The following is a 12,309-nucleotide window of genomic DNA, read 5'->3' on the forward strand; positions in this document are numbered from 1 at the left end:
TGCGCGATATTTGAGCAATGCCTGTTTTACAGCCAGTCGCGGAGGATCGGTATCAGAGGGATATCGGCGGGGGGCATGGGGTAGTCGCGCAGCTCGGCCGGGCGAACCCATTTGAGGGTCTGACCTTCCTTCGCAGCCGGGGTGCCTTGCCATTTGCGGCAGGCGAAAAGTGGCATGAGGAGGTGAAAATCGTCGTAGTCGTGGCTGGCGAAGGTGAGCGGGGCGAGGCAGCTTTGCCAGGTGTCGATACCGAGCTCCTCGTGCAGTTCGCGGATCAGCGCGGCTTCGGGCGTTTCGCCGGGTTCGACCTTGCCGCCGGGGAACTCCCAGAGGCCGGCCATGGATTTGCCGTCGGGGCGTTGGGCCAGGAGGATGCGACCGTCGATATCGATCAGCGCAACGGCAGAGACCAGGATGGTTTTCACGAGCGGTAGTCGGCGTTGATCGTGATGTAGCCGTGGGTCAGGTCGCAGGTCCAGACAGTGGCATGGCCGCCGCCGAGGCCGAGATCGACGGCGATGTGGAGGTCCTGCGCCTTCATGTAGGCAGCGCCGTCTTCCTCCCTATAGGTTGGGGCGACCCAGCCGTTTTCGGCGACGACGATGTTCCCGAAGCGGATCGTCAGGCGGTCGCGGTTGGCGTGGGCGCCGGATTTGCCGATCGCCATGACGATGCGGCCCCAATTGGGATCTTCACCGGCGATGGCGGTCTTGACGAGCGGAGAATTGGCGATGGCAAGGCCGATCTGGCGCGCCTCGGCATCTGAATGGGCAGACGTGACGTGGATTTCGACGAATTTCGTCGCCCCTTCGCCGTCGCGGACGACCTGGTGGGCGAGGTCGAGCATGACGTCCTGGAGCGCGGAAGCGAAGCCGAGGCTATCACCGACATTGACGCCCGACGCACCGGTCGCCGCGACCAGCAGGGTGTCGGAGGTCGAGGTGTCGCTGTCGACGGTGATGCAATTGAACGTGCGGTTGGTGAGGCTCGAGACGAGGCTTTGCAGATCCGGCCGGGCGATCCGCGCGTCGGTGAAGATGTAGACGAGCATCGTCGCCATATCCGGGGCGATCATGCCCGAGCCTTTGGCGATGCCCGTCAGCGTGACGGTCTTGCCCTCGATTTCGACCGTGCGGACGGCGCCTTTTGCGAAGGTGTCGGTCGTGCGGATGGCATTGGCTGCGGCTTCGATGCCGTCCTCCGAAAGGGAGGCGTTGAGATCAGCGAGGTGGGACGTGATCTTTTTATGGTCCAGCGGCTCGCCGATGACGCCTGTCGACGCCGTAAAGACACGGTCGCGCCGGATGCCTGTCGCCTCGGCGCAGGCGTCGACGATACTGGCGACGGCCTCTTCCCCGTTGCGGCCGGTGAAGGCGTTGGAATTGCCGGCGTTGACGAGGATGGCGGCCTCTCCCACGGAGGGGCCGTTGATCTTGGCCTCGCAATCCAGGACCGCCGCGGCGCGGGTGGAGGAGCGGGTGAATGTGCCTGCGACGGTCGTCCCTTCGGCGAGAACCGCCAGCATCACGTCATCGCGCCCCTGATAACGCGATCCGGTCGCGGCGGTCGCAAAGCGCACGCCGCGGACCGGGGGCAGGTCCGGAAACCGCTCTGGCGCGAGCGGGGAAACCGGGAGGTCCTTCGCCATCCTTACTGCGGGTCGAGGATGGAGAGATCGTTCAGGATCGCCGGATCGAAGTCACCTGCCTCGGGGCGGGTGATGTCGGCGCCTTCGGTCAGCTCGTTGACGCGGGCCTCGATGGCGGCCTGCTGAAGCTCTGCCTCAAGCTCTGGACGGAGCTGTTCGATCGGCGGAGCCTCCTGCTGGCGGCTGTCGTTGAGGATGATGACGTGCCACCCGAACTGGGTTTCGACCGGGCCGGACACCTCACCGACCTCAAGCGCCACGACCGCTTCCTCGAACGGGGCGACCATCATGCCGGGGCCGAACCAGCCGAGTTCGCCGCCATTGGGGCCGGACGGGCCGGTCGAACGGTCCTGGGCAAGCTCGGCAAAATCGGCACCGCCTTCGAGTTCGGTGATGACTTCCTGCGCCTCTTCCTCGGTCTCCACGAGGATGTGGGAGGCGTTGTATTCCTGCGTCGGCTCCACATCGGCGAAGCGGGTGTCATAGGCTTCTTGCAGGGCCTCTTCGGTGACGGCGCTTTCGGTGATCTCGGTGATGACTTCGCCTGCGCGGAGCGAGCGGCGTTCGTTATCGAGGGCGAGCTGCAGGCGCCCGGTCTCTTCCTCCAGCTGGTCGGCGAGGAGCGTCTGCTGGATCAGCTGGTCGAGGACGCCGTCGAACAGGATCTCGGCCGGAAGCTGCTGATACTGGGCCGGAAGCTGCGCGCGGGCGATGACCAGATGACCGAGTGTGATGTCGGTGCCGTTGACGGTCGCGATGACGGTGTCGGCGGTCGGCGCCTCGGCCGGGGCGGTTGCCTCTTCTTCAGCTGGTGCTTCGGTCGCCTCTGTCTGGTCCTGCGCGAAGACCGGTTGAGTGAGGACGAGCGCAAGTGCGGCGCTTGCAAGAAGCGAAGCGTGTTTGGTCATATGGGAAGGTCCTTCCGTAGGTCGCGAACCAGGGTCGCAGCGTTATGATGGCAGCGCTCGGAGCGCGGCGTTGACAGTAAAGATGGTGGCCCTTACATCGCCCCATGGTCCCTTGGAGGGCCGGTCTTGGTCCCTGATCTAGGCGAGCCAGCCAAGACGGGCAAGCAACCTCCCCCTTGTGTGAAAATCTGCGCGGAAAGCTGAACAAAAATGCTGGGTATTGGAACGATCACGAAAAAGGTGTTCGGCACTGCGAACGACCGCAAGATCAAGGCAGCCCGGCCTTACGTCGAAAAGATCAACGCCCTGGAGCCTGAATTCGAGGCGCTGAGCGACGAGCAGCTGAAGGAGCGGACGCAGGCCCTGGCCGAGCGGGCGATGGCCGGGGAGAGCCTGGACGATCTTTTGCCCGAGGCATTCGCGAATTGCCGCGAGGCGGCGAAGCGGGCCCTGGGGCTGCGGGCGTTCGACGTGCAGCTGATGGGCGGGATCTTCCTGCATCAGGGGAATATCGCCGAGATGAAGACGGGCGAGGGCAAGACACTGGTCGCGACCTTCCCCGCCTACCTGAACGCGCTGTCCGGGAAGGGCGTGCATATCGTCACCGTGAACGACTACCTCGCCCGCCGCGATGCGGAGTGGATGGGAAAGGTCTATTCAGCCTTGGGGCTGACCACCGGGATCGTCGTGCCCAATCAGGACGATGTCGAAAAGCAGGCGGCTTATGCCGCCGACATCACCTATGCGACGAATAACGAGCTGGGCTTCGATTATCTGCGCGACAACATGAAGCCGGACCTGACGCAGATGTATCAGCGCGGGCACAACTTCGCGATCGTCGACGAGGTGGATTCGATCCTGATCGACGAGGCGCGGACGCCGCTGATCATCTCGGGGCCCGCCGAGGACCGCTCTTCGCTCTACCAGGAGATCGATACGGTTATCCCGCTCCTGAGCGAGGAGCATTACGAGATCGACGAGAAGACGCGGCAGGTGACTTATACCGACGAGGGCAACGAGTTCCTCGAAGAGCAGCTGAAGGCGCGGGGGATCCTGCCGGAGGATCAGACGCTGTATGATCCCGAAAGCACCACGGTAGTTCACCACGTGAACCAGGGGCTGCGGGCGCATACGCTGTTTACCAAGGACAAGGATTACATCGTCCGCGACGACGAGGTTGTGCTGATCGATGAGTTCACCGGCCGGATGATGCCGGGGCGGCGCCTGTCGGAAGGGCTGCACCAGGCGATCGAGGCCAAGGAAGGCGTGTCGATCAAACCCGAGAACGTGACGCTCGCCAGTGTGACGTTCCAGAATTACTTCCGCCTCTACGACAAGCTCGCCGGGATGACGGGCACGGCGCTGACCGAGCAGGAAGAATTCCTGCAGATCTACGGGCTGGGCGTGGTTGAAGTGCCGACGAACAAACCGATTGCCCGTGTGGACGAGGACGATGCGGTCTATCGGACGGGCCGCGAGAAGTACGACGGCATCGTCGAGGCGATCAAGGAGGCCCATGAGAAGGGCCAGCCGATCCTTGTCGGGACGACGTCGATCGAGAAGTCGGAGGTTCTGGCCGGGCTGCTGACCGCCGAGGGGCTGACGCACAACGTGCTGAACGCGCGTCAGCACGAGAAAGAGGCGCAGATCGTCGCCGAGGCGGGCAAGCTGGGCGCGATCACCATCGCCACCAATATGGCGGGCCGTGGCACCGACATTCAGCTGGGTGGCAATGTCGAGATGCGGGTGCTGGAGGCCTTGGCGGACGATCCGGAAGCGGATCCGGAGGCGATCCGCGAGCGGATCGAGGCGGAGCATGCCGACGAGAAGCAGAAGGTTCTTGAGGCGGGCGGCCTGTTCGTCCTTGCCACGGAGCGGCACGAGAGCCGGCGGATCGACAATCAGCTGCGCGGCCGGTCGGGCCGCCAGGGTGACCCGGGGCGCTCGGCCTTCTTTCTGAGCCTTGAGGACGATCTGATGCGCATCTTCGGGTCGGATCGGCTGGACAAGATGCTGGGCACGCTGGGCATGAAGGACGGCGAGGCGATCGTCCATCCGTGGGTGAACAAGAGCCTTGAGCGGGCGCAGGCGAAGGTCGAGGGGCGCAATTTCGACATCCGCAAGCAGCTGCTGAAATTCGACGACGTGATGAACGACCAGCGGAAGGTCATCTTCGGGCAGCGCCGCCAGATCATGGAGGCGGAGGACCTGAACGAGATCGTTCGCGACATGCGCCATCAGGTGATCGAGGATATGGTGCTGCACCATATGCCTCCCAAGAGCTACGCGGATCAGTGGGATACCGAGGGGCTCTATGCCGAAGTGATGGAAAAGCTCGGTATCGACGTGCCGGTGATCGCCTGGGCCGACGAGGAGGGCGTCGACGATGACGACATCCGCGAGCGGCTGGAGAAGGCCACCGACGAGTTCATGGCCGAGAAGGAAGAGGCGTTCGGACCCGAGAATATGCGGTCGGTCGAAAAGCAGATCCTTCTGCAGACGATCGACGCAAAGTGGCGCGAGCATCTGCTGACGTTGGAACATCTGCGGTCGGTGGTAAACTTCCGCGGCTATGCGCAGCGGGATCCGCTGAACGAATACAAGACCGAGAGCTTCCAGTTGTTCGAGGGGCTGCTTGACGGTTTGCGGGAAGAGGTGACCCAGAAGCTGTCGCAGATCCGGCCCCTGTCAAAAGAGGAGCAGGAGAAGCTGATCGCCCAGCTTACCGCGCAGCGTGAGCAGGCCGCCCGGGCTGCGATGGCGGGGGCTGAGGGCGAATCACCCCAGCCGAATCCCGAACTTGCGGCCGACGGATTCGACGAAGCGGACCCCGCGACGTGGGGGAATCCGGGTCGAAATGATCCTTGTCCTTGCGGTTCCGGCAAAAAATTCAAACATTGTCACGGCCGATTGGCGTAAATCCGCCACATTGGCGCCAGAAACATTTTGTTAATGGTACAGGCCGCTGCCGGTCAAACCAGAGCATCGCAGTTCCCAAGGGGGGGAAGGGGCAAAAACATGGTGCGTCTTCAGCAGATACTGACTGTAGGAGGAACCTTCGCCGTCGCTGCCGGTATTGGGTTCATCATGCAGAACGAAGATGCACTTGCCCATCGAATCGGTGGCGACAGCAGCTATGACCCGATCGCACAGATTTCTGGGACCCCGGTTCTGACATCTTTCACCGGTGCATCTGCCGATGGACTTGGCGCTGGACATGTAGCGCCCGTGCAACAGGGTGTTGCGGGGCTGTCCGCTGAGAGCTGCGAGATCTCCATGACAGCCGAGACCCTGCCAGGGGCTTTGGTCGCCCTGACCGTTGACGCACCTTGCCGCGCCAACCTTCCCGGCAAGATCTACCATCGCGGCCTGACCTATTCCGTGCTTGCCGATGCCGACGGCATTGTGCAGACGACGGTACCAGCCCTAGCCCAGGATGCGTTGTTCATCATCGCGTTCGACACCGGCGAAGGTCAGATGGTGGCAGTCGATGTTCCAGATGCTGACGGTTGGGAGCGGATGGTTCTGCAATGGCAAGGCGATGGCTCCGGTCTTCAGATGACGGAAACTGATGCAACCGAAGGTGCGCTGATGACATTGGGCACCTATGGCCCCCATGCTGCACAGGTCATGAGCTATCCGGCTGGAACCGGTGGCATTGCCGATCTCGCGGTCGCGGTCGAGGTTTCTGCCGCTAATTGCGACCGTCCGATCGACCTTCAGGTCTGGCGGACCGGCGACAGCAAGATGCAGCCCGTTCGCGCCGGAGCGCCCGGATGCGATGCCGTGGGGCAGGTGCTGCACCTCAAATCTTTCGAGACCGACCTGGCGCTTGCCGCGAACTGACTTTCGGATCAGGGGATGAAGCTCTTCCGCACGCTTTTGGGCGCTGCGGCTGTCGTTCTTTCCGCTGGTTCGGGTCTGGCTGAGAAGATCACCCTGCATTCGGACGATGGCGGTCTGACCCTTTCGGGTGAGCCTTTGGGCTTTGACGGCACCTACCTCAGGCTTCGGACGGCAGACGGTGTGCTGACGGTCAAAATGGAGGGGATGGCCTGTACCGGCGCGGCCTGTCCGGATCGATCAGGTTTTGTTCCTGAAATCGTCTTGGCGGGATCGGCCGACATGGCGACCGTTCTGCTTCCCCCGTTAATCGAATCCTACGCGCGGGAGAACGGATCGTCGGTGTCTCGCGATGAGCGTGGCGATGCCTTGACCTATGTCTTTGAACGGGCCGGGCTACGGCACCTGCGCATCGCGTTGCGGCCGATGACGACGCAAGAGGGCTTCGAGGCCCTGCTCACCGAAGAGGCTGACCTTGTGCTGGCGTCCCGGCCGCCGCTATCCGCTGAGGTCGCTGCGATCGAGGAGGCCGGGCATGGCGATCTGAGCGAGGTCGGACGGTTTCGGACCCTCGCCTGGGGTGGCGTCGTTCCGATCGTTTCGCCTGCCTTGGGTGTGACAACGCTGGATTTTCGTCAATTGGGGGCGATCCGGGCGGGCGAGGTGACATCGTGGGAAGAGGTTTCTGGGGTTGGTGGTGGGATTGATGTCCATGTCGCGGGAAGCGCGACGGGGCCGATGCAATTTGCCGATCTGCTGCTGAGGTCAGTTACGGGAGAGGCCAATTCGGTATCGGTGGAGCGCCATCAGGCCGCCGGGGATGCGGTAAGCGCAGTTGTCGCGGCCCCCGGGGCGCTGGGCCTTGTGAGCTGGTCCGAGGCAGGTGCGGCGCAGGCGCTTGAGATTGGCGGCGAATGCGGGCTTTCGGTTCCAGCTGCACCTGCAGCGCTGCGAAGCGGGGATTATCCGCTGGCGGTGCCCTACCGGCTTTATTTGCCTCAGCGCCGCCTGGCACCGGATGCGGCAGCCTTTGTGGACTGGCTCGATAGCCGGGCGGCCGAGCGGGTGGTGCGGCGCGCCGGTTTTGCGGATGCGGGACGCGATGTCGTTCCGATGGCACAGCAGGGAGAGCGTTTGGCCCTTGCCATGCGCGAGATCTCCGGGCCCGATGAGATCCGGTTGCTGCAGGAGTTGCTGACCCAGCTTGACGGCGCGGCGCGGATGACGCCGACCTTCCGTTTCGAAACCGGCAGTGCGGATATTGGGTCTGCGGGGCGGGAGATTGCATCGCGCCTTGCCCGCGCCATCGATGGGGGAGAGATCACGCAGGCGCGGGTGTTGTTTGTCGGGTTTCACGATGGGCGGGAGGCGGCAGAGGACCGGGACCGCCTGGCAGCGGCGCGGGCCGAGGCAGCGCTGATCCGGGTTGCCCGCGCGATGGACGGTGCGGTGCCGGAAAACGTGGCACTGGAGATCGCATCGGGTGGGGATGCTTTGTCGGTGGCCTGTCCTGAAGCCGCTTGGGGACGGCGGCTGAATCGGCGGGTCGAGGTGTGGCTGGCACCCTTAGAGTAGGCCCTCGGCCCGGAAGCTGAGTTCGCGCGACTTGCCGATGATGAGGTGATCGTGGAGCGTGATGCCGAGGGTCTGTGCGCCATCCTCGATCTGGCGTGTGACGGTCAGATCGGCCTCTGACGGGGTGGGGTCGCCGGAGGGGTGGTTGTGGACAAGGATCAGCGCGGAGGCGTTGAGTTCGAGGGCGCGGCGGACGACTTCGCGTGGGTAGACGGGGACGTGGTCGACGGTGCCCTTCGCCTGGAGTTCGTCGGCAATCAGGACGTTCTTTCGGTCGAGATAGAGGATGCGGAACTGCTCGGTCTCGCGGTGGGCCATGACGGTGTGGCAGTAGTCGATGAGCGCATCCCAGCTGGAGACGACCTGCCTGCGGAGAATCTTTGTGCGCGCGAGGCGTGCGGCGGCGGCTTCGACGATCTTGAGTTCGGTGATGACGGCGTCGCCGGTGCCCGGAACCTCGCGGAGGCGGGCGGGGCTGGCGGTGAGGACGGCATCGTAGCTGCCGAACGTGTCGATGAGGGCGCGGGCAAGCGGTTTGACGTCCTGGCGGGGGATGGCACGGAAGAGGGTGAGTTCGAGAAGTTCGTAGTCCGGCATGGCGTCGGCGCCACCTTGTAGGAAGCGTTCGCGAAGGCGCTTGCGGTGATCCTTGAGGTAGGAGGGCGCGCGCGCGGGTGCTGCGTTGACCAGCGGAAGCTGCGGTTCGGCGAAGTGGGGTGTTTTGGCCATCGGAGGGAGGATGGCCCGATGTTGGTTAGGAGAAGGTTAACGTGGGGACGGGAACGGCGCTCCCGCTTGCGCGGATCGCCCCGCCCACCGTCCCCGGCGATTTTCAGGTGGCGGGTGTTGGGAGGGGCGGCAAGTGCAGGATTTGAGTATTTGTTGCCAGATGAAAATGGGCTTCGGTGGCCAGGGCTTCGCCCGTGATTGCCGGAATGGTCCGCTGGACGATCCGGACCCGTCGGGTCTGAATGTCGGAGCTCCGCCCGTTCGCGCCTGAAACGCTCCAAGGGAGCGTTTTCGAGCCGGGGCTTACCCCTTCATCGAGTCCCAAAACCCTTTCACGGACCGGAAGAAGCTGGAGCTTTCCGGACTGTTATCCTCCGAGAGCTTGTCGAATTCCCGCAGGAGTTCTTTCTGGCGGGAGGTGAGGTTGACCGGGGTTTCGACGGCCAACTCAATAAACATGTCGCCGGTCTGGCCGCCGCGCAGGGCGGGCATCCCCTTGCTGCGCAGGCGCATCTGGCGGCCGGATTGACTGCCGGCGGGGATCTTCACGCGAGAGCGCCCGCCGTCGATCGTCGGGACCTCGATATCACCGCCGAGGGCCGCGCTCGCCATCGAGACCGGGACGCGACAGTACAGGTTCGGACCCTCGCGCTGGAAGAGCGTGTGGTCTTTCACTTCGATGAAGATATAGAGGTCGCCGCCGGGACCGCCTCGCATCCCGGCCTCGCCCTCACCGGCGAGGCGGATACGGGTGCCGGTTTCGACGCCGGCAGGGATATTGACGTTGAGTGCGCGTTCCTTCTCGACCCGGCCGGAGCCGCCGCAGACATGGCAGGGGTCCTTGATTGTCTGACCCATGCCGTTGCAGGTCGGACAGGTGCGTTCGACCGTGAAGAAGCCCTGCTGGGCACGGACCTTGCCCATGCCGGAACAGGTGGGACAGGTTGTCGGTTCGCTGTCGCCTTCGGCCCCGTTGCCGTTGCACGCCTCGCAGGAGACGGCGGAGGGGACGTTGATCGTCTTCTGCAGGCCGGAATAGGCCTCTTCCAGGGAAATGCGCAGGTTGTAGCGCAGGTCGGAGCCGCGCGCGGCGCGGCGCCCGCCACCGGCGCGGCGGCCACCCATCATGTCGCCGAAGAGGTCGTCGAACACGTCTGAGAAGGCCGAGGCGAAATCACCCTGGGACTGAAAGCCACCACCGGCGCGCGGGCCGCCGCCCATGCCACCTTCGAAGGCGGCGTGGCCGAAACGGTCGTAGGCGGCCTTCTTGTCGGCGTCCTTTAGGACCTCGTAGGCTTCGTTCGCCTCTTTGAACTGCGACTCGGCGTCGGGATTGTCGGCGTTACGGTCGGGGTGAAGCTCTTTCGCCTTCTTGCGATAAGCCTTCTTGATCTCGTCGGCTGTAGCACCCTTCGAGACGCCAAGCGTTTCGTAATAGTCACGTTTTGCCATCGGTCGTTCACCTTACCTCGGAACGCAAAGACCGGCCCGGTCGGCGGGCCGGTCTGAGCGATGGTCGTGGCGCGCTTCAGGAGGCGCGCTTGTCCTCATTATCACCAAGGTCTTCGAAATCGGCATCGACGATATCGTCATCGACACCGGACGGGCCATCGGCGGGTTCTGCCTCTTCGCCGGCCTCTTCCTGGCTGGCCTTGTAGATTGCCTCGCCCAGCTTCATCGCAGCCTCGGTCACGTTCTGGATGCCCGAGCGGATCTTGCCCGCATCTTCGGTCTCCAGCTCGTCCTTGAGCGCGGCGATGGCCAGTTCGATCGCCTCGATCGTGGTCGGATCGACCTTGTCGCCATGTTCCTCCATCGACTTTTCGGTCGAGTGGATGAGGCTTTCGGCCTGGTTCTTCGCTTCGACGAGGTCGCGGCGTTCCTTGTCGGCTTCCGCGTTCTCTTCGGCGTCCTTGACCATCTGTTCGATGTCCTCGTCCGACAATCCGCCCGAGGCCTGAATGGTGATCTTCTGTTCCTTGCCGGTGCCTTTGTCCTTGGCGCTGACCGACACGATGCCGTTGGCGTCGATGTCGAACGTCACCTCGATCTGCGGCATACCGCGCGGCGCGGGCGGGATGTCTTCCAGATTGAACTGGCCGAGCATCTTGTTGTCCGACGCCATTTCCCGTTCGCCCTGGAAGACGCGGATCGTCACGGCATTCTGGTTGTCTTCGGCCGTGGAGAAGATCTGCGACTTCTTCGTCGGGATTGTGGTGTTGCGGTCGATCAGGCGGGTGAAGACGCCGCCGAGGGTTTCGATGCCGAGCGAGAGCGGCGTGACGTCGAGCAGGACCACGTCCTTGACGTCGCCTTGCAGGACACCGGCCTGGATCGCGGCGCCCATGGCGACGACTTCGTCCGGGTTCACGCCCTTGTTCGGCTCTTTGCCGAAGAACTTCGTCACTTCCTCGATGACCTTGGGCATCCGGGTCATGCCGCCGACGAGGACGACCTCGTCGATGTCACCGACCGAAAGGCCCGCATCCTTGAGCGCGGCCTTGCACGGCGCGATCGACTTCTTGATGAGGTCCCCGACGAGGCTTTCCAGCTTGGCGCGCGTCAGCTTGACCACGAGGTGGAGCGGCTGGCCGCCATTGGGATCCATCGAGATGAACGGCTGGTTGATCTCGGTCTGGGAGGAGCTGGACAGTTCGATCTTGGCTTTCTCGGCCGCCTCTTTCAGGCGCTGGAGGGCCATCTTGTCTTTCGTCAGGTCGACGCCGTTCTCCTTTTTGAACTCGTCGGCCAGGTAGTTGACGATGCGCATGTCGAAGTCTTCACCGCCGAGGAACGTGTCGCCGTTGGTGGACTTCACCTCGAAGAGGCCATCGTCGATTTCGAGGATCGTGACGTCGAACGTCCCGCCGCCAAGGTCGTAGACGGCGATCGTCTGCGTCTCTTTCTTGTCGAGGCCGTAGGCCAGCGCGGCGGCTGTCGGTTCGTTGATGATGCGCAGCACTTCGAGGCCCGCGATCTTGCCGGCGTCCTTGGTCGCCTGGCGCTGGGCGTCGTTGAAGTAGGCCGGGACGGTGATGACAGCTTGCGTCACCTCCTCGCCGAGATAGCTTTCGGCGGTTTCCTTCATCTTGCCGAGGATGAAGGCGGAAATCTGGGAGGGGGAATACTTCTCATCCTTGGCTTCGACCCAGGCGTCACCGTTGCCGCCATCGATCACGTTGAAGGGGAGGTTCTTCTTGTCCTTCGCCACATCCTCGTCGTCGAAGCGGCGGCCGATCAGGCGCTTGACGCCGAAGATCGTATTGTCGGGGTTCGTTACCGCCTGCCGCTTGGCCGGCTGACCGACGAGGCGTTCCTCATCGGTGAAGGCAACGATGGATGGTGTGGTGCGGGCACCTTCTGCGTTCTCGATCACGCGAGGCTGGGAGCCGTCCATGATCGCCACGCAGGAGTTCGTGGTACCCAGGTCGATACCGATTACTTTGGCCATGTTCATATCCCTCTTAACGTCAGGCGATGTGAGCGGAGCGGACCCAATCCGGCATCCGCACCTTCGGTCTCGCACGGGTTGAGTGGTTTTCGCACCGTGCGGTCTGGCGGGTATATAGGGGCCGCGAAAATGGCCTGCAACAGGACGGTTGTCTG

The 12,309-nt window shown here is 63.5% G+C and carries 9 protein-coding genes; 3 read left to right on the forward strand and 6 right to left on the reverse strand.

Annotated features, from left to right (window positions below; genetic code table 11):
* Nucleotides 1-26: 26 nt before the first annotated feature.
* From mutT to AADZ90_RS03305, 3 genes are read right to left on the reverse strand one after another with little or no spacing between them, the layout of a single operon-like run.
* The gene (mutT, locus tag AADZ90_RS03295; RefSeq protein WP_367309186.1) at nt 27-425 is read right to left on the reverse strand and encodes an 8-oxo-dGTP diphosphatase MutT; all 399 of its coding nucleotides are present in this window, start codon (nt 423-425) and stop codon (nt 27-29) included.
* A complete protein-coding gene (argJ, locus tag AADZ90_RS03300) occupies nt 422-1,648 on the reverse strand; it encodes a bifunctional glutamate N-acetyltransferase/amino-acid acetyltransferase ArgJ (protein ID WP_367309185.1) in 1,227 nt (408 codons plus the stop codon). Before argJ ends, mutT begins: the two co-directional genes overlap by 4 nt.
* Nucleotides 1,649-1,650: 2 nt before the next feature.
* Complete coding sequence (locus AADZ90_RS03305; protein ID WP_367309184.1) at nt 1,651-2,556, reverse strand: peptidylprolyl isomerase; 906 nt, start codon at nt 2,554-2,556, stop codon at nt 1,651-1,653.
* A 210-nt stretch (nt 2,557-2,766) separates the two neighbouring features.
* Between AADZ90_RS03305 and secA the strand changes: the two genes are divergently transcribed.
* The 3 genes from secA (at nt 2,767) to AADZ90_RS03320 (ending at nt 7,974) form a co-directional block, all read left to right on the forward strand.
* The gene (gene secA / locus AADZ90_RS03310; RefSeq protein WP_367309183.1) at nt 2,767-5,475 is read left to right on the forward strand and encodes a preprotein translocase subunit SecA; all 2,709 of its coding nucleotides are present in this window, start codon (nt 2,767-2,769) and stop codon (nt 5,473-5,475) included.
* 99 nt (nt 5,476-5,574) lie between these two features.
* Nucleotides 5,575-6,402, forward strand: a complete 828-nt coding sequence (locus AADZ90_RS03315; protein ID WP_367309182.1) for a hypothetical protein — start codon at nt 5,575-5,577, stop codon at nt 6,400-6,402.
* A gap of 15 nt (nt 6,403-6,417) precedes the next feature.
* Nucleotides 6,418-7,974, forward strand: coding sequence for a substrate-binding domain-containing protein (locus tag AADZ90_RS03320; protein WP_367309181.1), 1,557 nt, complete (start codon nt 6,418-6,420; stop codon nt 7,972-7,974).
* Here the strand turns inward: AADZ90_RS03320 and radC are convergent.
* From radC to dnaK, 3 genes are all read right to left on the reverse strand, one after another.
* Nucleotides 7,966-8,703, reverse strand: coding sequence for a RadC family protein (radC, locus tag AADZ90_RS03325; protein ID WP_367309180.1), 738 nt, complete (start codon nt 8,701-8,703; stop codon nt 7,966-7,968). The genes AADZ90_RS03320 and radC overlap by 9 nt on opposite strands.
* 303 nt (nt 8,704-9,006) lie before the next feature.
* A complete protein-coding gene (gene dnaJ / locus AADZ90_RS03330) occupies nt 9,007-10,155 on the reverse strand; it encodes a molecular chaperone DnaJ (RefSeq protein WP_367309179.1) in 1,149 nt (382 codons plus the stop codon).
* Between the two features lie 76 nt (nt 10,156-10,231).
* Complete coding sequence (gene dnaK, locus AADZ90_RS03335) at nt 10,232-12,154, reverse strand: molecular chaperone DnaK (protein ID WP_367309178.1); 1,923 nt, start codon at nt 12,152-12,154, stop codon at nt 10,232-10,234.
* Nucleotides 12,155-12,309 lie beyond the last annotated feature (155 nt).

Source organism: Aestuariibius violaceus, assembly GCF_040779325.2.
In the GTDB taxonomy this organism is placed as follows: domain Bacteria; phylum Pseudomonadota; class Alphaproteobacteria; order Rhodobacterales; family Rhodobacteraceae; genus Aestuariibius; species Aestuariibius violaceus.